23 protein-coding genes and 1 riboswitch are annotated in these 23,478 nt (G+C 41.6%); of the genes, 8 read left to right on the top strand and 15 right to left on the bottom strand.

Features of this window, described 5'->3' with window-relative positions; genetic code table 11:
• Window positions 1-161: 161 nt before the first annotated feature.
• Together ACCB35_RS02030 and ACCB35_RS02025 are read left to right on the top strand one after the other, a co-directional pair.
• Window positions 162-386: a YuzF family protein gene (locus ACCB35_RS02030; protein WP_044339081.1), complete on the top strand. Its 225-nt coding sequence runs from the start codon at window positions 162-164 to the stop codon at window positions 384-386.
• Window positions 387-408: 22 nt separating this feature from the next.
• Complete coding sequence (locus ACCB35_RS02025; RefSeq protein ID WP_044339080.1) at window positions 409-1,299, top strand: manganese catalase family protein; 891 nt, start codon at window positions 409-411, stop codon at window positions 1,297-1,299.
• 74 nt (window positions 1,300-1,373) lie between these two features.
• Here the strand turns inward: ACCB35_RS02025 and ACCB35_RS02020 are convergent, their stop codons facing one another.
• From ACCB35_RS02020 to ACCB35_RS01985, 8 genes are all read right to left on the bottom strand, one after another.
• Window positions 1,374-2,942 carry a mechanosensitive ion channel gene (locus tag ACCB35_RS02020; protein ID WP_374055532.1) on the bottom strand — a complete coding sequence of 523 codons (1,569 nt, stop codon included), beginning with the start codon at window positions 2,940-2,942 and terminating at the stop codon, window positions 1,374-1,376.
• Between the two features lie 159 nt (window positions 2,943-3,101).
• Window positions 3,102-5,291, bottom strand: a complete 2,190-nt coding sequence (locus ACCB35_RS02015; protein ID WP_374055531.1) for a beta-propeller domain-containing protein — start codon at window positions 5,289-5,291, stop codon at window positions 3,102-3,104.
• A 162-nt stretch (window positions 5,292-5,453) separates the two neighbouring features.
• Window positions 5,454-5,909: a threonine/serine exporter family protein gene (locus tag ACCB35_RS02010; protein WP_044339076.1), complete on the bottom strand. Its 456-nt coding sequence runs from the start codon at window positions 5,907-5,909 to the stop codon at window positions 5,454-5,456.
• Window positions 5,910-5,955: 46 nt separating this feature from the next.
• The gene (locus ACCB35_RS02005) at window positions 5,956-6,705 is read right to left on the bottom strand and encodes a threonine/serine exporter family protein (protein WP_044339230.1); all 750 of its coding nucleotides are present in this window, start codon (window positions 6,703-6,705) and stop codon (window positions 5,956-5,958) included.
• A gap of 183 nt (window positions 6,706-6,888) precedes the next feature.
• The gene (locus tag ACCB35_RS02000) at window positions 6,889-7,479 is read right to left on the bottom strand and encodes a DedA family protein (protein ID WP_374055530.1); all 591 of its coding nucleotides are present in this window, start codon (window positions 7,477-7,479) and stop codon (window positions 6,889-6,891) included.
• Window positions 7,480-7,629: 150 nt separating this feature from the next.
• Entirely contained in the window at window positions 7,630-8,226 is a 597-nt protein-coding gene (gene thiT, locus ACCB35_RS01995; protein ID WP_374055529.1) for an energy-coupled thiamine transporter ThiT, read from the bottom strand.
• Between the two features lie 68 nt (window positions 8,227-8,294).
• Window positions 8,295-8,393: riboswitch (TPP riboswitch) on the bottom strand.
• An 83-nt stretch (window positions 8,394-8,476) separates the two neighbouring features.
• Window positions 8,477-8,776 carry a hypothetical protein gene (locus ACCB35_RS01990; protein WP_044339075.1) on the bottom strand — a complete coding sequence of 100 codons (300 nt, stop codon included), beginning with the start codon at window positions 8,774-8,776 and terminating at the stop codon, window positions 8,477-8,479.
• Between the two features lie 219 nt (window positions 8,777-8,995).
• Window positions 8,996-9,322 carry a thioredoxin family protein gene (locus ACCB35_RS01985; protein WP_374055528.1) on the bottom strand — a complete coding sequence of 109 codons (327 nt, stop codon included), beginning with the start codon at window positions 9,320-9,322 and terminating at the stop codon, window positions 8,996-8,998.
• Window positions 9,323-9,450: 128 nt separating this feature from the next.
• Here ACCB35_RS01985 and ACCB35_RS01980 point away from each other — a divergent pair, with 128 nt between their 5' ends.
• Entirely contained in the window at window positions 9,451-9,774 is a 324-nt protein-coding gene (locus ACCB35_RS01980) for a general stress protein (protein ID WP_374055527.1), read from the top strand.
• Window positions 9,775-9,810: 36 nt separating this feature from the next.
• Here ACCB35_RS01980 and ACCB35_RS01975 read toward each other — a convergent pair whose 3' ends face one another.
• Both ACCB35_RS01975 and ACCB35_RS01970 read right to left on the bottom strand, forming a co-directional pair.
• Window positions 9,811-10,353 carry a histidine phosphatase family protein gene (locus tag ACCB35_RS01975; protein WP_374055526.1) on the bottom strand — a complete coding sequence of 181 codons (543 nt, stop codon included), beginning with the start codon at window positions 10,351-10,353 and terminating at the stop codon, window positions 9,811-9,813.
• Between the two features lie 79 nt (window positions 10,354-10,432).
• The gene (locus ACCB35_RS01970; RefSeq protein WP_044339071.1) at window positions 10,433-11,248 is read right to left on the bottom strand and encodes a ZIP family metal transporter; all 816 of its coding nucleotides are present in this window, start codon (window positions 11,246-11,248) and stop codon (window positions 10,433-10,435) included.
• Window positions 11,249-11,567: 319 nt separating this feature from the next.
• Here ACCB35_RS01970 and ACCB35_RS01965 point away from each other — a divergent pair, with 319 nt between their 5' ends.
• From ACCB35_RS01965 to ACCB35_RS01950, 4 genes are read left to right on the top strand one after another with little or no spacing between them, the layout of a single operon-like run.
• Window positions 11,568-11,963, top strand: coding sequence for a GntR family transcriptional regulator (locus ACCB35_RS01965; protein WP_044339070.1), 396 nt, complete (start codon window positions 11,568-11,570; stop codon window positions 11,961-11,963).
• Window positions 11,950-12,852, top strand: a complete 903-nt coding sequence (locus ACCB35_RS01960; RefSeq protein WP_374055525.1) for an ABC transporter ATP-binding protein — start codon at window positions 11,950-11,952, stop codon at window positions 12,850-12,852. Before ACCB35_RS01965 ends, ACCB35_RS01960 begins: the two co-directional genes overlap by 14 nt.
• On the top strand, window positions 12,824-14,797 hold the full coding sequence (locus tag ACCB35_RS01955; RefSeq protein ID WP_374055524.1) for a DUF6449 domain-containing protein: 1,974 nt from the start codon (window positions 12,824-12,826) through the stop codon (window positions 14,795-14,797). The genes ACCB35_RS01960 and ACCB35_RS01955 overlap by 29 nt, the downstream gene beginning before the upstream one ends.
• Before the next feature lie 19 nt (window positions 14,798-14,816).
• Window positions 14,817-15,347: an RNA polymerase sigma factor gene (locus ACCB35_RS01950; RefSeq protein WP_374055523.1), complete on the top strand. Its 531-nt coding sequence runs from the start codon at window positions 14,817-14,819 to the stop codon at window positions 15,345-15,347.
• A 60-nt stretch (window positions 15,348-15,407) separates the two neighbouring features.
• Here ACCB35_RS01950 and ACCB35_RS01945 read toward each other — a convergent pair whose 3' ends face one another.
• The 3 genes from ACCB35_RS01945 to ACCB35_RS01935 form a co-directional block, all read right to left on the bottom strand.
• The gene (locus ACCB35_RS01945; protein ID WP_374055522.1) at window positions 15,408-16,130 is read right to left on the bottom strand and encodes an amino acid ABC transporter ATP-binding protein; all 723 of its coding nucleotides are present in this window, start codon (window positions 16,128-16,130) and stop codon (window positions 15,408-15,410) included.
• Window positions 16,127-16,783 carry an amino acid ABC transporter permease gene (locus ACCB35_RS01940; RefSeq protein ID WP_044339227.1) on the bottom strand — a complete coding sequence of 219 codons (657 nt, stop codon included), beginning with the start codon at window positions 16,781-16,783 and terminating at the stop codon, window positions 16,127-16,129. The genes ACCB35_RS01945 and ACCB35_RS01940 overlap by 4 nt, the downstream gene beginning before the upstream one ends.
• Window positions 16,784-16,942: 159 nt before the next feature.
• The gene (locus tag ACCB35_RS01935) at window positions 16,943-17,758 is read right to left on the bottom strand and encodes a basic amino acid ABC transporter substrate-binding protein (protein WP_044339066.1); all 816 of its coding nucleotides are present in this window, start codon (window positions 17,756-17,758) and stop codon (window positions 16,943-16,945) included.
• A 259-nt stretch (window positions 17,759-18,017) separates the two neighbouring features.
• Here ACCB35_RS01935 and ACCB35_RS01930 point away from each other — a divergent pair, with 259 nt between their 5' ends.
• Window positions 18,018-18,881: an STAS domain-containing protein gene (locus ACCB35_RS01930; RefSeq protein WP_374055521.1), complete on the top strand. Its 864-nt coding sequence runs from the start codon at window positions 18,018-18,020 to the stop codon at window positions 18,879-18,881.
• Window positions 18,882-18,943: 62 nt separating this feature from the next.
• On the opposite strand, the gene ACCB35_RS01925 is transcribed toward ACCB35_RS01930, so the two are convergent.
• Window positions 18,944-21,688 (bottom strand): GTP-binding protein, encoded by a 2,745-nt coding sequence (locus tag ACCB35_RS01925; RefSeq protein ID WP_374055520.1) that lies wholly within the window; start codon window positions 21,686-21,688, stop codon window positions 18,944-18,946.
• Between the two features lie 246 nt (window positions 21,689-21,934).
• Window positions 21,935-23,128: an MFS transporter gene (locus ACCB35_RS01920; protein ID WP_374055519.1), complete on the bottom strand. Its 1,194-nt coding sequence runs from the start codon at window positions 23,126-23,128 to the stop codon at window positions 21,935-21,937.
• Window positions 23,129-23,478: the final 350 nt, after the last annotated feature.

Genomic DNA, 23,478 nt, shown 5'->3' with positions numbered 1-23,478 from the left:
AGCTTCCATTATGTATATATGTATCATCATATCGTTTTTTTATGCCGGGTGGTAGTTGGAAGCATTATATTCGACACTCTGCCAATTGGACGATTAACCATGCCCAAGCCCCTTTCATATACTGACGGGGACGATTAATCGAAAGATAAGGAGTTGACGTGATGGATATTCAAATGTCTACTTTTACCGATCCATATTTGTATCAAGCATTGATGAGCATGATGGATGAATTTCTGGTGATACAGACGAGTGAAGGCTCTGTACGGGGTAAGCTTTCAAGTGTTTTACCTGACCACATTGTCATGGAAGTGAGTGGAACGCCATTCTATGTTCGATCTCAACAAATTGTATGGTTCTTCCCCAGTTCTGAAGATGCTGACCGATAGAATTCAAAAAGGAGGGTAAGACATGTTTAAACGAATGAATAAGCTGCTCATTGAACTCCCCATCCCTGAACACGGTGACAAAAATGCCGCGGCTGCCGTTCAGGAATTACTCGGTGGTAAGTTTGGAGAAATGTCCACTTTAAATAATTATATGTTCCAGTCCTTTAATTTCCGCCAGAAAAAGAAGCTTAAACCCTTTTATGATATTGTAGCCAGTATTACCGCGGAAGAATTCGGTCACGTGGAGCTTGTAACCAATACGATCAACCTGTTGTCTGTCGGGAATACCTTCCCCGGTGACCCTAATATCGCCCCTCTCCAAAATGGATTGGATGCCAGAAACACGTATCAATACATTGCCACTGCCCAAACGGCTTTAGCCGGTGATTCCATGGGAAGGGCATGGACGGGAGATAATGTGTTCAGCTCTGGAAATTTAGTGTTGGATCTGCTTCATAATTTCTTCTTGGAAGTGGGAGCCAGAACCCATAAAATGCGGGTATACGAGATGACCGACCATCCTACCGCCAGAGAAATGATCGGGTACTTACTAGTTCGGGGCGGCACCCATGTATTGGCCTATGCAAAGGCATTGGAAATCGCGACGGGTGTGGACCTTACCAAGATGCTTCCGATCCCTGACCTTGATAATTCCAAATTCGATACAGCTGTAAAATTCGAAGAGAAAGGGATTAATAATGTACTTTATACTTGGAGTGACAACGACTACAAGGATATCGCACAAATATGGAAGGGAACAAATCCTGAGAACGGGCAGCCACTAAGGGTTATCGAAGGCACACCTGAAGGAGCCCCGATCCCTAACCTGGATGACCTGCCGGAAGAATTTGCACCTGGTATCTCGAAGGATGATTATGAACTCATTGCGAAGAGATTGTTGAGGAACTTATAAAGCTGATTTCTCCTCCTCAACAAGAATATAAAAAACACCACATGGTCCCATAAGGACCATGCGGTGTTTTACTTTTATTGATTAAAAGGTGGAGTATCAGTTCCGCCATTATCAGGTCTGTTCTTTTCTTCTTCAATTTTTCGATCCAGTTTAGAAAGATATTTTTGCGCAAAGTCCTTTCCACCCAGACCAAATGCCAAACCGAAGGCTAGTGCCAGTCCACCCAGAATCAGCATGAATGCAATATTGACGATGGAATCAGCCACTTTTAATTGATCCAAGGCCATAAAGAAGCTTAAGGCAATGATTGCATATTTCGTGATGGTCGAAAGCACTTGGAAGTTATCACTCAATACATTGGATATGATGCTCTTGACCAAGTTACCTAAGTATAAGCCTGCCCCAAGAATGACGATGGCTGCCAATACATGCGGTAAGTAAGCAAGGACACCCGTTGCCAGGGCGACCAGGAATTCCAATCGCACAATTTCCAGGGCTTCTACAACAAAGAGGAAAACAATGATAATCTGAACGACTCTACCTACAAGTCCTGATAGATTCATATAGGATGAGCCCGTTGGTTCATAGGGATTCCTATTGACGTTCATACGTCCTATACCCATATTACGTAATAGAGAATTGAATCCTACCCGGTTCAATAAACGTGCCACCATGGCTCCAACCCATTTACCAACCCAGATTCCTGCAAGAATGAGCAGGATCGCAATCGCAATATTCGGAAGCATCACCAGGACCTGATTCAGCATGTTTATCGCCGGTTCTGAAATCCCGCGAATGTCCAGCTGATCCAATGCAGAAATGGTAACCGGTATCATGATGAGTACGAATACAATCGTACCAATGACCGATGAAACCGTTGTTCCTTGAAAGAGCTTGCCAATGCCGAATCGTTCAGCTACTCTCTCTGTTCCGATCGCCTGTAAAAAGTTCGTGACGATATCGCGGACGACTTTGGCTACAAACCAGCCGACAAGGAAAATGATAGCTGCAGCAAACAATTTAGGAATAAACCCTAGGAAGTTTTGGAGCATTTCCGTGAAAGGCCCTGAAACCCCTGTGATATTAAGAGCCGCTAACACTCCCGGCAAGAATATGAGAAGCACGAGATAGAATACAATTCTAGCAGCCGTATAGACATAACGATGTACATCGTTCTCATCTTTCGCTAATTTAGATCTTACCAGCGTGCTTTTAACCGCAGGTCGCGTACCCAGTTTCTCTATCAATACCTTCAGTACAGAAGCAACTATCCATGCAAATAATAGAATAAGTGCTGCCTTTAATACATTTGGAATCGCTGCTGCCATCGTGCTCAACATACCGACCAAAGGTGAAGCAATAAAGTTCAAGTCAAGCATATTGAAGAAGGCAATAAACACGAACACAAGAAGGATAAAGTACACAATTTTACTAATGACTTTCTCCGATGTCCATTTCCTTTCTCCATTCCTGCTGCCAAAATAAAGGTTATCATCGATCTTCACCCGTTTTAAAATTCCGTAAACGGCTTTTTCAACAGCCTTTGCTATGATCCACCCGATCAATAACACTAATAAAGCTAATAACAGATCAGGAAGCTTCCCTAAGTACCCGTACCATTCTTGCGTTATATCATTGTTCATTCGATGTTCTCCCTTCAATTATGGAAATTGTATAAAGCTAATAGTTATCTACCCAAAGATTTTTTTTCAAAACCTGACAAAAAAAGATAGTCTAATTGATTCATCAGGGAGTCTTAAGTAATAGAAAACCCTTAAGGCGAAGCACCTTAAGGGTTTTCATCATGGGAGATCAATTGCGTTTTCTTTTTTAAAATCATCTAATGAGTAAGCAGTCACTCTATTATGTGATAATGTATAAAGCTGATCATCAATATATAGGAGTCTTTGAATCTGGTCTTCCCACTGTTCGTAATATTCTTTGTTGCTGTTTTCTTCTTCTGTGAGCTGAGACTTTAAAACGATTCCTTTTTCAGGTGTGATTTCATACAGGAGGGCACCTTGATAGTCAAAATCCAGTTCATGCCGGCTTCCCTCTTTTTCATGATAAACAGAAATGGGAAAGCCATATAGATTTCTTGAAGGCTCATGGAGCAGTGCTTTGTGATCGTCTAACAAAAAAGAGTGTGTACCCTGCCCGCCTATTATTTCAGTGTCCGTTTCCTTTGGATGCTGAAAGTCTGTAATATCGAATAATGAAATCTTCATCCCCTGTCGAACGACTCTGGGTTCCTCATTAGTTGCTTTGTCATCACCCACCACTTTCGTATCAAAACCAAACCCTATGAGGTGATGTTCGTCTAAAGGGTGAAGATAGGTGCTGAAACCTGGAATTTTCAGCTCCCCCAAAACCTTTGGAGCTTCCGGATCTGCCGTATCGATGACAAAAAGGGGATCGACTTGTTTAAAGGTCACCATATATGCCTTATCTCCCATAAACCTGACAGAATAGATTTGTTCTCCCCTGGCTAAATCCGTTACTTCCCCAACATTCTTCATGTTCTCATCCAGAATATAGAGAGCATTGGTTGAAGGAGAATCACTGTTCCACACCTCCCCTTTCGTCGTTGCGATCCGAAAGTTACCTTTATGTTCATCCATGGAAAATTGATTTAAAGCTCTTCCTTCTACCTGACCTGATGAAGCATATTCAATCTTTCCATCACTTACGGAAAATTTATAAATTTCAGTGTTTGAAGAGATCCAACTTTTCATAGCATCTTCATTGTATTTTTCTACAGCCACATAAAGGTTGTTTTTAGACATATACACTTTATCGCCGCTTCCAAGATAGGATTGAACGATTAGAGAAGCCTTGGGATCTTCCATATTCATTCCCGTCAATAAGGTATAGTTTGGGGAATGGGACTGTGGAAAATACTTAATATCTTCTATTGGAATTGGTGTCGCTTCATCACCTGTTAAACTATCTTTCACCCGGGGTCTCAGATCAGGATTCCCCCCCTGTTCAAGCATCCAGTAGTTTGGATACAAATTCGAAATCAAATATACCGTGGAAGCAATCTTCCTGGACGTTACATATTGACCTTCTAGCTCAACATACCTGAGAAGAGATGGTTTTGCTCTATCTGAGATATCATACAAAATCGCAACGGTCGTCCCTTCTACAGGCATAGTGGAAGCAATTGATTCTTGTTTATTCTCTTGAAGATGTGCAGGCGACCAGCTATTCCCGATGACGAGCAGCTTATCATTCTGTAAAAATAGATGATGGGGCTGCATATTTTCTTTATAGCTTGTAGAGGATACCACTTTCATTTCTTTCACAGGATTTGCCTTTGTAATCAGCAGCTTACGGTCTGTTAATTGGTATATATAGCTTCCATCAGTCTTCACTATATCCCCTTCATCAACTCCTTGAACCTGATTATTCGTTTCAGAAAAAAGGGATTCCGATTGAGGCGATTCTCCAGCTGCACTATCTTCTGATGATTTGGATTCCATATTCCCTTCTCTACCGAACAGAGAAAACTCCGTATCTTCCTTATTTTTCTTTAAAATTTGTTTAAAATAGTTCGTTAGTTCTTCCTTGGATTGAATACTGGGTAGTTTAGAGGTGACAGAAAAGGGTATTTCTGTATCTCCATCATAAGAAAAACCCCATTTGGTTTTCACTTTAGGAGAAATATGAAGTGTATACTTGTGTGGATCAGAAGGATATCCTTCTGGCGGTGCTTGAATCTGCAGGGTCTTTCGATTTTCATCCAACTTCATGGAGACATTGATCCTCTCTCCAGTGGAGTTTTCTACATAAATGTTCCGGGGCGTCACCGTTTCCTTATTCAGGGCTGTTGAAAATTGCAGATTCCATGAGTTATTCTCCATCACGAGAAGGTCGCCCTCCATCTTCCCCTCGGCCTTCACAACAGGTCTTTGACTATACACAAACGTTCCAAGTGCCACCAGCAACACAATTCCAGCAATGATGAGCAGATAAGATTTCTTACTCATACTATGACCCTCCTCTATGTTCTATTTGTTGATTAGACGTTGGGAGGGAGAAAATGTTACATGTGCACGGAGTCTGCAGTTTGATCATTTCGTCCAACTTTGTTTCGTTTCTATGCTCTGCTGAAGCAATAAAAAAAGACCCCACAAAAGTAAGGTCCGTCCCTATCTCATTCGTCTTGCACTTACATTCAGCCGTGCGTTTCGGATGACTTGGTTGATGACTTCCGAGAAGATGAGTCCGATGGCGATGGAGCCTGAGATCATGAAGGCTTTTGCTGCCAGGTTGATGGCGGCATTGTAATCGTTTTGAACGAAATTCCTCATGGCATCGTACGCAAGTCCTCCAGGTACAAGAGGGATAATTCCGGCTACAGAAAAGATGATGACCGGGGTTCTATACATTTTCGCGAATACCTGACTAATCACGGCAACGACAAAGGATGCAAGTAACGTCGCAAGCACCGCATCCGCGTCATTTAAACTCATTCCTATGTAGATGATCCAGCCTAACATTCCAACAATTCCGCATTTGAAAAGGGACTGCTTTGGAGCGTTGAAGATAATCCCGAATGCAGCTGCGGATATGAAGCTTGTCACTAATTGTTCGATGATGAGCATTCCCTTTTCACCTCAACTTTTATTCTCTATACTTATCAAATGCACCCTATGTCAGAGTGAAAACTACGGCAATACCCGTCCCGATGGCAAACGCCGTTAAAAAAGCTTCTGCTCCCTTCGATAAACCCGACACCAAATGCCCTGCCATTAAGTCCCTGACGGCATTGGTTATAAGAAGCCCAGGTACCAGGGGCATCACTGATCCGATAATAATCTTATCCAACTCCTGTCCGACTCCCAGCTGGACGAACCCATAGGAAAGCATTCCGATAATAAAGGAAGCAAGAAACTCGGCGAAGAATTTAATAGGTACGAGTCGATGGAAATAAATCAAGCTCGTAAACCCGACTCCACCAGCGAAAAGCGCCGGAATGAAGTCATTCCACATTCCCTGGAACATGATGAGAAAACATCCGCTTGCAATCGAAGCGGCCAATACTTGAATAACAAAGGAATAGGAAAGATCAGATTGATCCAGCTTTTCCAAAGCATTGTATGCTTCTTCAAGAGTGAGATGCCCTTTACTGATTTGCCTTGAAATACTATTCACGAGGGTTACTTTTTCAAGATCAGTTGACCTCTCGTTTATTCGGATCAGCTTCGTTTTAGTTGGTTCAGACGTTTCAATTGAGAAGATGATCCCTGTCGGGGTAACATAGCTGTGAGATTCTGAAATGCCATATGAAGCGGCGATCCTCATCATCGTATCCTCTACCCGATACGTTTCTGCACCACTTTGCAGCATGATCTTACCCGCCAGCAGACTTACCTCCATAATGTCATATCTTCTTATCATTTTTGCTTCCAATATCAATCTCTCCACACGTGCTATTTTTTGAATAGGTCTAGTTTATAGGAAAGAAGGGGTGTAAGCAATGAGGAATGGGATGATTTTAGTAGATTTAATATGTGTAGAGGGTTTTAGGGGCCAATGTTGAGCAACTTGTTAAAAAATCTCCAGTCTCCGGATCTTCACTACTCATCCTCCTATTCCCTTTTCTCTCTTCCTTTTTAAAAGAGTGTACAAAACAGTGACCAGAACAAACCCTGCCACAACCAACATTTGATATTCTTCTACAACTCCCAGGATCATTTCTTTATCCCCATCATAGAACTTGCCTATACCTAAGAAAAAAAAGGTAGACGGAGCAATCCCGAGCATAGTTAGGAGGGAATACACTTTCAGATTCATTTTTGCCATGCCTGCCATGAAGGGAATGATATTTCCTAAGTGAAGGGGGCTTGCGATCGCTACGCTCCAGATTCCGTAGCGGTTGAACCTTTCCTGGGCTTCTTTAAGCTTCTTCCGTTTTTCAGGCTTGAGCCTTGCCTCCAGCTTCGCACCTAGTTTCAAACTGATAAAATAAGGAATATAGCTCCCCACTGTATAAAGAAAACTTCCTATTAAAGAAGTGATTCCTATCTCCATCCACGTTAATTCTAAAATAAATCCCATTGTTACGATAAAAAAAGTGCCCACAAAAGGGAAAGCACTTCCTTCAATAAATAGAGAAAGCAATACACCCCATATCCCCCACTCAGCCGAATAATTTGCCATGATTTCTTCCATCCAGGTCACTCCTATACGTACGAATATCTTAAGTATAAAAAAATCGACAACATGCAAACAGTAGCCGTAGAAGTAATTGCTCCTAAGACCTGGGGTGTATTTTTACATAAAAAAAGACCAGCCTCTTTATAGGGACCGGTCCAGACAATTTTATGATGCCTTTCTTCTGCTTTCTTGAGGAGATACCCTTACTTTGATCAATCTTGGCGCTGTGTTGAGTACGATCAGCAGAGCGATTGAACATAGGAGTGCTGATCCCAGCATGGTGATTCCGTTTGCTGCTAATGAAAAAAGTAGCGGCGACATACCTTTCGGTGCATATTCTGCAAAGAAGACAAATCCTGCGATGAAGTGCCAAACATATCGAGCCAGGCTACCTAAAAACGTAGCAGCCACTATCCACATGACCGCTTCCGTTCGGCAGTTATTTCTTAATGAGGATTGGATCTTACCAGAAATGAATCCGGCAAGACCGATAGAGGCAAAGGCGATGAAATATTCAATTACCATCTGCACTGGAGTCGCAATCCAAGCATCTCCCAAGGCAATTTGCAATAGGCCCCATACAAATCCAGCCAATATGCCCGCCTTCCATCCTCTTCGATATGACAATAGAAAAATAGGAACCATTGCTATCGAAATGGAGATACTCGGTGATAGCTTAATAGACGGAAGCATATCAAGGATAACGGCGAATGCCGCCATCAATGAGGCTTCGAGTAAAACCACAAGACGTATGTTTTTCATAAAAAAATCCCCCTTGTTAGATGAAACGAAACCATAAGGGGGCTTAATGTAAAAGCAAAATAAGCAATGCTGCTTATTATCCACATCCCTACGCTAGTACTAACTAACAGGTTCAGAGGGTCAGAACAGATTGTTCACTCTCAGCTTTCGCTCCCCTTGTGGTAACGTTTATAAAGTTGTTATATTTTATTATACACGAAGAATGAAATGATGAAAGGTAGATAGGTTCACTCTTTAATTTCGCTATTATTTAAGGTGACTCATTAAGAGGATCGTGAAGTATGATGACGGGCATTGACTTAGGGGTAACCATGAATCCATAGACTTTTCCATCCTTGTCCTTGTACGCTACAGAATAATCTCCAAACTGGGGTGAGAATTCGACGTTCTGGTATTCGAGATCCAGATCTTGATACTTCATGCTGATATACAGGTTAGTGGCAATTCTTGCTGTCAGCTGTTGTACACTGGAAATCCGGTTGGCTACTATTATGAGGATGATTGCTAAACCAAGTAAAATGACTTTCTTTGTCCTGGACAATCTGATCATTCATCAAGCCCCCTTTTATTTCTTCATGACTACTATACTCGTATACTCTCTATTATATACCTATTCACCGAACCATGACAAAAGAGCTACTTTTTTTAGCAGCTCTTTTTTTATTGCTATTAAACGGCTCCCAAGATTAAGTTTCTAAAGTATTAAACAACCGTTTAACCCTTTCCACCTTGTCAGACCAACAACTTTCTCTCTTAATCAAACGTTTGTTTAGTGGTCTAACATCTTCACGAGACGGGCCATTTGGGTATGCAACTCATCCATTGGAACGAATCGGGCCTTCCTGAACATTTCTTTTCCATCTACAAATACGATGATGACCGGCACAGTAAAAATAGAGAACCCACCGGCTATTTCCGGTATTTCCTCTGCATCGGCATGAATGGACCTCACATCTTGAAACTCTTCCAATACTTCTTTCACTTGTGGCAAAAGTGCGTGACAAACAGAGCAATTGGGTCTTGAAATGTATAGTAAACTCAGCTTTTCTGCAGCAAGTGTAGCATTTATGGATTCTAAAGAATGAACTTCTTCCATATCTTGAGATCTCCTTTCTTTGATAACACATTACTAATAGGTATACCCACATCTCCATAGGTTTACCACCCTGAACCCACGGGAAAAGATAAACGACAATACATTATAAAGGATGGAGGAGACCTGAATTGAAACCGACTGTTAAGGAATTTTATGACGATAAGGAATTAATTACAGAAGTTGAAAAGCTATCTTCTCGAGGCGTGGACAAACATAATCTTTATGTATTATCACATGATGATGACCGGACGGACAGAGTCGCGGATCGCGCTGACGCCAATGAGATTGGTGTCAAGGAGACAGGCATAGGGACTGCAGTAGGGAACATGATTCTGAAAAAAGGCGACGAACTCCGAAATAAACTGATGGAAGTTGGATTTTCCCACGAAGAAGCGGATCAGTACGAAGAAAAGCTCGACGAAGGAAAGATATTATTGATTGTTAAAAACTGACCTTATAGAGAAATGGCTTAGGATGATTCCCCGGAATCATCCTTTTTTGTCTTGAAAAACATAGAGCTCCCCATTTAATGGTCTTCTAAACTTAGGACCTCTAAATCCTCGTTTTATCAGCTCTTTCCTCATAAACATCATAATCCCGCCATGGCCTACAATGAGAACGTCCTCCCCCTCTTGTATGATCGCATCGACAATCCTATTGATTCTTTTAAGGATTTCATTCTTACTCTCAGGCTGAGAACGATGATTAAACCACCAGGCTACCCGGATCATAAACAAATGTAAAAACAGTGGAAGCTTTCTCTTCGAACTGAATATGGGAGATAGTCTGATTTCACGTAGCTCCTTCAATGATACGATATCCCCGGCATAAACTTTTCGAGCCGTTGCTTCTGCCCTGGCTAAGTCACTTGCATAGCACTTCTTCCATTCAATATCATGAAGATCAACCTCATTCTCTTCTACATCTGACTCATCGTACTCTTCTACCCACTTCATCAGTTCTTCGGATGTCACAAATCTATCAGGGTATCCTCTTATTACTTTAAAATGCCTCACGAGACCAACCTTCACACTTTCGCCCCCTCCACTACCATTATACTATTTTTGGCAATAAAAAAAGCATGCGATCTAAACCGCATGCTTTCTTATTTTAACCCAACGATACGTCCAGAATCATCATTACAACAAACCCCAACATGAGTCCCAGCGTGGCCAGGTCTGTACTTCCAGAGGATTGAGACTCTGGGATCAGCTCTTCGACTACCACGAAAATCATGGCCCCAGCAGCAAAAGCAAGTGCGTAAGGAAGCAGTGGCTGCACTAATAAGACAGCAGCTGCACCAATTACGGCAGCAATGGGCTCAACGATGGCTGAAAGCTGACCATAGTTGAAGGATTTCAAACGCGACATCCCTTCTCCACGCAATGGTATCGAAAGTGCTGCCCCTTCAGGCATATTCTGAATACCAATTCCTATCGCGAGTCCGATTGCCCCTACCAAAGTTGCGTCCCCAAGTCCCAGGGATGCTGCCCCAAAAGCAACACCGATCGCTAGACCTTCGGGAATATTATGAAGAGTAATGGCCAGGAATAAAAGGGTTGATTTCTTAAATTTAGTCGGAGGTCCCTCCGCTTTTTCCGCTGAGTTCCCTAAGTGTAAATGAGGTACGACAAAATCTAATAGTCTTATGAAAAGGCCGCCAAGCAAAAAACCGATTGCAGGAGCGAGCCATGGAATCTGACCGTTTTGTTCACTGAACTCTATTGATGGAGCAAGAAGTGACCAAAACGATGCTGCTATCATGACACCTGCAGCAAACCCGAGCATCATATTCAACGTATGCTTTTCTATTTTGGTAAAGAAAAAAACCGTTGCAGCCCCCAGTGCGGTTAATCCCCATGTCAATGTACCGCCAAAAAGTGCCTGGACGGCTGGGTTGAATCCACTTAACCAATCTAAGAACATAACCAACCCTCTCCTCCGATCAAAAATTTTGAATACCATCATTTTGCCTCAAGGAAACTTTCTTTGTCAAAGGAAATGTCATATTTACCATACCTTATCAGTTTTCTATATATATGTTATTCATCTTTAGTTTGTGTTTGTATCATTGTTTCTACTCCCAAACCAGGGAGTCCTTATTCACAAAAGTCAAAGTGGATATCACTCCAACCAGCTTCTCAAAATTTTTTTCAACATCCCTCTTCCCAAACTGGTAGAACTTGTTATATACTTTAACTGTATTAAGACACATAGTACACTTTATACAGTTGGGAGGGTGGATATGTTTGAGCTTGATTTAAGAAGTCGGAAGCCCATATATGAACAATTAGTCGAAAAATTAAAGGAGTTAATCATTAATGAGGTGTTGAAGCCGGATGAACAATTGCCTTCTGTTCGTACCTTGGCTCAGCAGCTGACCATAAATCCAAACACAATCCAAAAAGCTTATAGGGAATTAGAAACCCAGGGGTATATTTATTCGGTGAAAGGACGGGGTAGCTTTGTTAATCCTTCAAGTCACATTCAAAACGCGGAGAAAATCATGAAAGTAAAGGAAGAGTTGTCTAAACTTTTGTCTGAGGCTCTTTATTTAGGAATTACGCCTGAAGATTTAAAGCAGATGATTGCTGATATCGAGGCATCGGTAGGAGGTAAGAGTGCTGATGATAGAGATTAAAGGAGTAAGTAAAGCCTTTGAGGGTAATGAAATCATCCATAATATTTCATTCTCAGTTCAAAAAGGTTCAATTTATGGACTGCTCGGATCGAATGGTGCAGGAAAGACGACATTACTCAAGTCCATCGCTGGAGTGTTTAAGCCGGAAAGAGGAGACATTTTCTTAAGAGAGCAACCGATATTTGAGAATATCCCGACGAAGGAAAGCTTGTTTTTCATTCCCGATCAACCTTTTTTCTTTGCCCACTATACGTTAAGTCAAATGGCTCAATTTTATCAACATACTTATAGCCGGTGGGATGTTCATCAATATAAATCTCTCACTAGCCTTTTCGGGATCGATCCTCATAAGAAGCTTCATAAATTTTCGAAAGGCGTCCAGCGTCAAGCAGCTTTTATTCTTGCATTAGCCACGCAACCAGATGTACTCATTCTGGATGAGCCCCTTGACGGATTAGACCCCGTCGTTCGTAAGAAAGTAAAAAACGTGCTAATCACAGAAGTTGCCAACCGGGAGATGACGATTCTGATTTCCTCTCACAATCTACGGGAAGTGGAAGATATTTGTGATCATATCGGAATTTTGCATCAAGGGAGATTTCTGCTTGAGAAAGAGCTTGATGATTTGAAGAGCGGGATTCATAAAGTTCAGCTGGCATTCAGAGGTGAGATTCCTCAGAAGCTCTTTACTGAGCTTGACATTCTACATGAAGAGACCCGGGGAAGTATATCCCTCTGCATCGTCAGAGGTGACGAACAACAGGTGAGAAGCATGATCCAGCCTTATCATCCGGTGATTTTTGATCTGTTGCCGTTGACCCTTGAAGAAATTTTTGTTTATGAAATGGAGGACATCGGATATGCCATCCAAAACATCATGGATCAATAAGGAAGTCATCCTACAAAGCCTTCGGAATGTTGGATGGGTAGGCATTGTCTATTTTGTCGGACTTCTCTTTTCTTTACCGATTGACATTATCGGAAAACTATCCAACGAGAACCAGCCTTTTCCGGTAGCCATTTATGAGAACCTGTTTAAAATGCAATACCCGATCCAAATGGGGTTGATGCTGTTTATTCCAGTCATCTTATCCCTGTTTCTGTTTCGATATTTACATGTGAAACAAGCTGCGGACTTTATGCACAGTCTTCCCATTACACGCAGCAAATTATTTTTCCATTTTACCGGGGTTGGGTTCGCAATACTCATTATTCCGATTGTACTGAATACAGTTATTTTAATCTCCCTTTATTCATTGACAGATTTACAGCAATACATTGAAGTTCAGGATATTCTCACCTGGTGCGGCATTACCATTCTGATGAATATTCTTCTCTTCACAACCGCTGCCTTTGTGGCCATGATAACGGGATTGACGGCTGTACAAGGTGCTCTTACCTACATCCTGCTCTTATTGCCGGCGGGCATGTTTATGCTGATATGCTTTAGCTTGAAAAATCTTTTATTTGGATTTCCAGAAGATTATTTTTTCAATATCCAAATTGAACAATATTCCCCTGTCATCAAGGCCGTATATCTTGAGAATAAAATCTTTTCCGGGTTAGATGTGGCGCTGTTCATAGCTATCACTCTCCTACTCTATGTTTTATCGTATGTATTGTATAAAACGAGAAAAGTAGAAGCAGCATCTCAAGCCATCGTGGTTCCTGTTCTGAGACCCCTGTTCAAATATGGAGTCGCTTTTTGTTTCATGCTGGTTGGGGGGATGTACTTCCATGAGATCTATCAGGAGGCCATCTGGACGATATTCGGATATTTTATTGGATCTTTCATTGGCTACTATATTGCCGAGATGGTGTTACAAAAACATTGGAGAGTATTCCGGCACTGGAAAGGATATGCAGCGTTTGCCATTACCATCTCTCTTATCGGGGTGTTCATCCAATTTGATTTATTTCAGTATGAAAAGAAGGTTCCTGATTTGAAGGGTATAGAAAAGGTCCATGTCAGTAACAGCTATTATTCCATGAGAGACAATCCCGATAGCCTTATCAAGGATCACTTTATAGACGACCCTCAAACCATTAAAGCCGTCCTTAACCTTCATAAGGAAATCGTCAACAATCACGATCGTACCGTACCAGACGAGGATAGTGAACAGGTCTTCTTTTATTACAAGATGCACGATGGAAGCAAGCTTGTGAGGAACTACCGTATGAATATAGAAGAGTTTGAATCCCAATATGCTGCTTTATATAAAATGAAAAGTTATAAAGAAACAACGAATGAGATTTTCGCCGTAGATTCAAACAGTGTAGACAAGCTGTCGATTTATGCTGATATGGGGAACAGACAGAGTATAAGCATTGTCGACCCGGAACAAATCAATGAAGCCATCGGAATTTTAAGAGAAGAAACCTATAATGATACGTTAAAAGATCGCGATAGAGTGAACCTCTATAACGTTGAATTACTTCTTTCAGAGAACAAATGGACCCATGTCGGGGTGCATAATAACGATAAGAAATTCGAATCCTGGCTACAGGAGAATGGATACCTTGAAGATGTAAGAGTGACTGCATCTGACGTTGAGTGGATGTACGTGATCGATCAAGAGCGTTACCGTAACCGTCTGTTCAACGTCATGGATCCAGATACCGAAGCCCTGGAGTTGAAGAAAGAAAACAAAGGAATTGAAATAGAGGATTCCAAACACGTTGAAGCCATCATGGATCAACTCGTATACAACCAGATGACAAATGAATATATGGTGATCATCAAGTATAAAATCCACGGAAATGTCGAAGTGCGAGGGTTAAAAGCTAAAGATACACCTTCATTCCTAAAAAATAAACTAGACGATTTAGAATAGAAAGTAGAGGTGAATCCACATGGACACACTTCAGTTCCCAGCATCTCCTCCCTCTTTAGAGGAGATGTATGATCAATTTCACAAGCTGATTTATCATATTGCTTACAACATGACGAAGGACGTTCATTTATCACAGGACATCGTCCAGGAAACATTTCTTAAAGCGTATATCAAAATCGACACTTTATTGGATACGACCAAAACAAAGTCCTGGCTCACTTCTATCGCAAGATATACGGCAATCGATTTTATCCGCAAAGAATCGAAACGCAATGAAGTCTGCATAGAAGATTATGAAGAAGTCAATCCAATTCAGGATGATATCGCTTTGGAAGAGGAAATCGAAGCCCGATTCCTCAAGAACAGCATCCAGGAAAACATCAAGAGGCTGCCACCGCCCCAGCAGGAGGTCATGTCCTTGAAAGTGACGCAGGATCTTAGTGATGGGGAAATTGCCTTAAAGCTGAATCTGTCTCCCTCCACGGTCAAAACACGATTTCACCGTGCACGAAAGCAGCTATATTCAATTGTTCATGCAAAGACTGCATAGGAAAAGGAGCCTTGTTGAGAAGGCTCCTTTTGTTGTGGAATTCAGGATTAGTACCCCAACTTACAACACTTTACTTAAAAATGCCTGGGTTCTTTCGTGTTTTGGGTTCCCAAAGAGTTCAGACGGTCTGTTTTCTTCCACGATATACCCGCCGTCCATAAAGATGACACGATCCCCTACTTCTCTCGCAAATCCCATTTCATGGGTGACAACGACCATGGTCATGCCCTCTTTCGCAAGCTGTTTCATGACCTCCAGCACCTCTCCTACCATTTCTGGATCAAGGGCTGAAGTAGGCTCATCGAACAGCATGATCTCAGGCTCCATGGCCAGAGCCCGTGCAATAGCCACCCGCTGCTTCTGCCCACCAGATAAGGAGTCCGGGTACACATACGCTTTTTCCCTGAGTCCCACCTTATCAAGTAACTCCAATGCTTTCTTTTCCGCCTTATCCTTTTGCCACTTTCTTACCTTCATCGGAGAGAGCATAATGTTCTGGATCACGGTTTTATGAGGGAAAAGATTGAATTGTTGAAAAACCATTCCCACATCCGTACGTACTTTATTGATGTCTGTTTGTTTGGCCGTTAGATCCCGGTCTTTAATATACACATGACCATCGGTAATCGATTCTAAAAGGTTCAAACAACGCAGAAACGTTGATTTTCCTGAACCCGATGGCCCTATTACTACAACCACTTCTTGCGGTTCGATATTAACGTTAATATCTTTCAATACTTCTAATTCTCCAAAGGACTTCTTAAGATTCACTGCCTTAATCATTCGGTTGCCATCCTCCGCTCAATATAGTTTAGTAGATACGTAAGAGATAGAGTAAGGATTAAATAGATGATAGCGACTGCTAAATAGGGTTCCCATACACGATAATACTGCCCCTGCATGGCACGTCCCCAGTACATGAGCTCAGGAGCAGCAATGACCGCTGCCAGGGAAGAGTCTTTCAATAACACGATAAATTCATTTCCAAGTGGAGGAATCATCCGCTTAAATGCTTGAGGGATAATGATATGCCTCATCGCCTGGATATTGGTCATCCCCAATGACCTGGCAGCTTCCATCTGTCCACGGTCAATGGACTGGATACCACCGCGGAATATTTCGGCGATATATGCTGTGGCGTTCAACGATAGTGCCACTAATGCAGACACGGCTGGATTAATTTCCGTCATGATCATTGGCATTACACCAAAGTGAATGAGTAGAATCTGTACAAATAATGGCGTACCTCTAAAAAAGTTTATGTACCAAATGAAGGGCGTTCGAACGAGCAGGTAGGGCGAAATCCTGAATATCCCCATCAGCAGTCCGAAGATTAAGCCTAAAAAGATGGCTCCCACGGATAAACCGATTGTTAATAATGCTCCCTTTAGAAAAAAAGGTAAGTATTCTCCAATAATGTCCCATCTGAAATCCAGCATATAATAACTCCTTTTGTCTCGGTAGCGGCTTATGCCGCTTCCCTTTTCAATAGTAGTAAATAGACTATAATAAAAGGGGCAGGTGAAGAAGGAACAATCTTCTTTTACACCCAATAAAGAAGATCTTCCATACCTTTCACTACGCCCCTTGTTCCCTTATTCTGCTTGCTCTAATAAAGCGTCAGTGTTCGGTTCTGTACCAAACCATTCTTTGTAAATCTCAGCATAAGTACCATTTTCAATCACTTCTTTGACCGCTTTATCAAAATCAGCTTTCAGCTCACTGTCTTTAGGGAACATTAAGCCATAAAATTCAGATTCGAAGTTTTCAGGATCTTCAACTGTATTGAAATTGTCATCCGGATTATTTTTCACATATTCATTTACAACGGTATTATCGGTTACCACAGCATCTACTTGACCTTGCTTTAATGCCGTAATGGCTACTACATTGTTTTCGTATTTAGAAATATCAGGGCTGTTTTGCCCGACAATTTTCTCTGCTGCCGCCTGACCGGTCGTTCCATTCTGGACCCCGATCTTCAGTCCTTTCAGGTCATCGGCACTCTTGATATCCACACCTTCACCAAACATGATCATGTGTGTGGATTCGAAGTAAGGATTGGAAAAATCAAACGTTTCTTTACGATCATCATTTATAGTAATTCCGGAGATCCCCATATCGACTTCCTTACCACCTTGTACTGCTGCAAACAATGGATCCCATCCAATGTTCTTCACTTCGTACTCATAGCCGGCCTCTTTCATGACAGCCTCTAAGAAATCGATATCAAATCCGACAATTTCCCCTTTATCCATATACTCAAATGGAGCAAAGGCTGCATCGGTACCCACTACAAGCTTCTCTTTTTTATCTTCGCTTGAGCTCGCTTCTTCACTTCCGCAGGCAGTCATAATTCCTGCCATCCCAATCATAAATACTAGAAATAACCCTCTTACTTTCTTCTTCATCGTAGGCCCCCTAAAATAGTTTGTATTTTCTAATAATTATAATTATACATATATTTTACTATAAAACCAACAAGTATTAGAATATTACTAGTATTCAGACTAATCACTTTCTGCTATCATGGATTTTTTTGTATATTTTTCCGGATAATAAAAGAAGTATATTATTTACTAGTTTTATTATCATTTCTACCTTTAACATTGACAGTCTCCTCTTTAGGTTTCAGAATAAGAGTATAAGCCAAGTTTAAAGGGAGAATATATGGATACACATTCGTCTGATTTATATGAATACTTAGTTGATCATGCCTTGGATTTCACTGAAGACTGGTTAAAGTTCCAGAATATTAAATCAGGCTCACATTATTCGCCTGATTCTCCTCCAGAGGTACTGAACAAAATAAAAGAACAAAACTCTAATTATGTGAAGATCATCGCCAAGTGTCTGTTACTTTCTCAAGAAGAGTCAAAGGAATTAATTTATAACTGGACTTTACAAACAGCTGCAGATCGTAGTAAATCCAGTACGACGCTCGATGAGGTTGTTCGTAACTCAGGTGTGTTCAGAAGAGTGTATTGGACGTATGTTGAAAAGTTTGTGGAAGAATCGAATATAAACATCCAGCTGAAAGAAGTATTTGAGTGGGAGCGAAAGATCAATTTCGCATTGGATTATGTGTTGGAAACGTTCACTGCCACGTTCCTGAACATACTAATGAATCGGCTCCAGGCACAGTCTACCCTGATCAAGGAATTAAGTACACCAGTCATTTCTTTAACTTCAGAGGTAGGACTTCTGCCTATCATCGGGGATATTGATACGACACGAGCCCGAACGATATTAGAAGCAACCCTTCAACAAAGTGCCGAGGCCCATTTATCCATGTTGATCATCGACTTATCAGGAGTGGTATTGGTTGATACCATGGTCGCTCAGCAAATCTTTCACCTCATCGATGCCTTGAATCTACTTGGAGTAAAATCGGTTATCACCGGCATCCGTCCCGAGGTAGCTCAGACAGCCATTCATCTGGGATTAGATTTCTCTACCATTCATACTGAAAATTCTCTTGAACGGATCATTGCGGATGTGATTCGGGAAAATAGCGAATTCTTGCAAGTTTAGAAAGGTAATAAATAAAAAGACTGATTCTAAAAGGGAAATCCTCTTGGAATCAGTCTTTTTTCTTATGAATAATGATGAGAAGCTTTATAGCTGGCTTTCACCATGTACTCTTGCTGAAGCAGTTTTACTTCGAATAGAGTGATAGGATCGAAATATCGTTCCGGATCGGCTTTCATTTTCTTTAGTGTTTCTTCGTCTGATGCAATATCTGTTTCTGTATCTTTAATCGTGATTTCCAGTTGATTAAATGGCTCCGCGAAGAAAGAGTGAACATCCTGCTGCAGTGATTTTTCGAACAAATCAAACTGAAGGAAGAATTTATTGACAACAGATGCTGTGATATCTTGATAATCTTCGTTCTCTAAATAGCGTTTGTATTGATTGTAGAGTAACGACTTATTCTGAGGTAAAACACCTAACAGCTTCCCTGCACTCTTTAATAAGAACTGTGCCGGTTTAAATCGCAATAAAATATTCTCTTTATCAATCTGAGCCCTCGTTCCCATGCGGCTTACATCCCGACGCCAGTCGTCTATTACTTGAAAATCACATTGTAAAACGACTTTGTCCTTACCGAACAGCTCGTTGAAGGTTCCACTCATTTCAGTCAAATAGTTCTGGCTGTCTTGGAGCTCCTGCTTCGAGAAGGCAAGCCATTCCTCAAGAGATTTGACATAACGCGGCATGAGATCTTCTTGGATATAGGCTTGAATGCGCGTATTCATCGCTTCATTCAGTTCCGTATGGATCTGTCTGAAATCACTTTCTTCACTGATCAGTTCCGAACAGCCGCTAAGGATACCAGGGATTTTCTCAGAGATTTCCTTCTTCATCGCTTCTTTCTTTTGATGGAAGGAATCCTTTATGACTGAGACTTTATCTGCTTGCATGTCACCCAGGTAGTTTTCAAAGCCATTCAAACGCGACAGGATATCTTCATTCTTCTCGATTGTATCTTTCAACTCGTTTTCACGATTCTTACGCTTTGAGTAAAGATCTCTTAATGTTTTTCTGACTAGATAAAATAGTTTGGCCCCACGTTCCGCTTTGAGCGCACTTCCTTTCACCTCATACTGTTCCTTTATGAATGCCTGAACATCCTGTCGTTGCAGATGAACAGCTTCCAGGGATGAATACGGTAATACCTCTGCGTCCGGGAACCATTCCCGGGCTTTGTTTCGTGCTGATTCAATGATCTCTTCTGTACGGTCAGAATGAGATACTTTGTCCATCTTATTCAATAAGAAATGAACGTTCACAGGCTGGCCGATTTCCGTTAATTTCCTTAAAGTCTGTCGGTCCTCTGCATTAAACGGGGCATCGGCATTCAAGACATACAGTAAACCATCCGCTACAGGATAAAAGGCTGTCAAATCATCCAGATGCCTTTTGCCTGTTTGAACGTCAATGATGGAGCTTCTATTTTTCTTAAGGAATTCAGACGGGAGCTTATACTCTACGAATGCTTCTCTTTGCATCAGCTCTTCAAAGTCAGCGATGCTCTCTACCTTGTGAACTCCATGATCGTGAATCTCCTTCACTTCTACCTGCTGATCATGATAGCCATAAATGATGGTTGAGCCTTCAGCCTCTCCCACGCTTTCACCTAGAACGGATTGAACAAAGGAAGACTTTCCGCTGGAGCCACTCCCTGCAATTAATAAGTGGTGCTCGGAGAGATCCATTAACTGCTCCGCAATCCATTTTGTTTTATAGCCTACAGAAGCATCATTTCGTTCTGACCAATCGATGATTTTGTTTAAGAACAGAATAATGTCTTCAAAGCGCGCCTGAGAGGAGTCTGCTTCCAGCAGGATCATTTCTGCCTCATCCGTGACCATCTGTTCAATGCTGTACGAAAAGACATCGTTCCAGGCCAAAACGGCCGCCGCCGGGAAAAGGGGTTGATGGTCCCTGCTCACTTTCAGCCAATTGCTCAGCATAGTAGGCATAAAGCCTTCCAGGTCTTTCACTAAGTAATGACCTTCCAAGAACCCTATGTAAGCTTCCTGGAATTGTGATAAGATGTCTTCCCATGATTCGTTCGGAAGTACTTCCACGTATTCAAAGATCGTATTGACCGTAAGCATCCATTCAATATGAGCCACCGAATTCCTTCTGTAGCTTGTCCATAGGGAAGACACGAGGTCCTTAAACTGTTTACGATCCTTTTCATAAACTGCAATCAACATATCATAGAAATAGTCAGGCGCAAATGACGTTGTATGACCTTGATCCGCATAGTCTCTCAGAATCATGAACCACGCAGGTTCCCTTGTCCGAATCGACTCCTGTACCGCGAGTTCCACAGCCTTATTCCAGTCCTCTTGTTCCTCATAAAAAGCCCTGGCAAGTTCGGCCACATTCGGATAGTCCGGATCAATCTTCAACGCTTTTTCAATCGTACGATAGGCTGACTTGATCTTGTTTCGTTCGATATAAAGAGAGAATAACTGAAGGGATACTTCCAACGTTAAAATCGAGCTTTCCGACTGGATCGCTGTATATACATCCTCCGCTGAAGATAACATCCCGAGCTCATAGTAAGAATCCGCGATATTCTTCTTGGCCCAAGGTTCTAACTCGTTCTGGATGCTTTCCCATTTGAAAATAGCCGCTTCATAGTCCTTGCTATGAAAGTAGACCTCACCTTGAGCATATCGAATGTACGATAAATCATACGGTTCGTTTTGCTGCTCTTCTACAAAAGCTTGTCCAAGGACTTCAATTGGATGAAGGTTCACGTCATGGTCTACTAAAAAAGTTCCATAGAATGACTTTTCCATTAGTAATTTTTCTTCTGTCATAATGTCCTCCGTTATATGTGGATCTCCTTTTTGAGAAACCTCACAGACTAGTCTATTTCTATCATTCTAACAGAATTTCATAGGGATAAAATTTCATTTCCTTTTCAATTTCCGATTGATACTTTCTACCGGGATTCATAGGAATCACTTCCATTACAGAAGAAAGGACTATCCGTTACTAAAGGCGGCCTGCACCTTCAAAAACAAATAGTCCTTTTTACTTACCACCATTATTCAGTCATCAAACTAGGCGGATGTCTGATGAACAAACTTTTTTTGTTTACGGCCTTCCAGTAGCGCCACGACTAAAGCAATAAGCAGGAATAGGCTGGAGATCTGGAATAAAACACCCGTCTCAACATATTGAGCCAGCACGCCGAATACTAACCCGCTTAAGCCGATTCCAAGATCAATGGAGGAGAAGAACATCCCATTCGCTACTCCCCTTCTATTGTCGGGAGTTAACGACAGTGTCCAGGATTGCAGTGTCGGTATAAGTGAACCAAATCCAACTCCAAACAAAATACCTGATACGACAATGAGAAAATCAGAATGAGCATAGGATAATACCCACATGCCTATAAAGGTGATCATGATGCAAAAGAGCACAAGACCTTTAGGTCCTCGTTCATCGAACCATTTCCCGGCAATCGGTCTTGATAGAGAGGCCATGATCGCATTACATAAATAGAATAAAAAGATATGCTGTATTCCACGTTCTTCTCCAAAGATGACGATGAACGTTACGATCGATCCGTACCCAAAGGTCACCATAATCGTAATGAACGCCGGGAACCAGCTGGATTTTTCAACTAAAGAGCCAAGATATGAAAATTTCAAATCTTCCTTTTTCGTTTCTTTGACGACTTGAGGTGTATGGTAATGAACGATTCCCAACAAGATAATGGCAATGACACCCAGAGCGCTGGAAGTAATGATCAGATTCGTGAATGTCGTTACCTGGAATAAATAAATTCCGAGACTCGGAGCAATGATCATTCCAATCGTAATCGACAATCCGTAATACCCCATCCCTTCACCCAGACGGGATTTCGGCACCACATCCACGGCTGCCGTCCCATTAACCGTGGTGGACCATCCCCACGCCAGTCCGTGTACAAACCTGAATATAAGAAAGATGAAGACCACACTGGACAATGGATAAATCACCGTTATCAATAATAACGAGATCCCCCCTATTAAAACGAGAGGTTTCCTGTCTCTATATTCCAACATAAACCCAATAAAAGGCCGACTTAAAACAGCACCTATCGAAAATAACGTCGTCACTAATCCAATTTCCAAACCTGAAGCACCTATCGACTTTATATAAGGAGGAAGAGTCGGTATCAGCATCTGAAACGACATAAACACAAACAAGTTTCCTACCATAAGCATAATAAAAGACCTCGTCCATAAAGGATCCTTTACCTTACCCATAAGAAAACCTCCTTTCAATATCTATCACTAACCACTAATTGAAACTCAATAAGAATAATATTTCGGATTACTAAATAATAGCACATAAAACAAAATTGCGATACGATTTAAGCCTGATGAAATATGCTAGTTTTTTACAAAAATCGCGAAATGAAAAATGATCGATTTTATGATTGAACCCAGGTATATATAGGGATAGTAGTACTAACTATTTTTTGGCTCATTCCGGGGATAGAAGGACAACCGCAGAAGCAAATTCATTTGCACCTGCGGTTGTCCTTCTATCCCCGGCCTTTCAGCCCCTGGCTGAAAGGCGAGTGAAACGAACGTTTCACTCGAATGAGCCAAAA

It is taken from the genome of Rossellomorea sp. FM04394 (genome assembly GCF_041889765.1).
Classification (GTDB): Bacteria; Bacillota; Bacilli; order Bacillales; family Bacillaceae_B; genus Rossellomorea; species Rossellomorea aquimaris_B.
The sequence above is the reverse complement of the archived record's forward strand: the minus strand, read 5'-3'. Positions and strand labels throughout refer to the sequence as shown.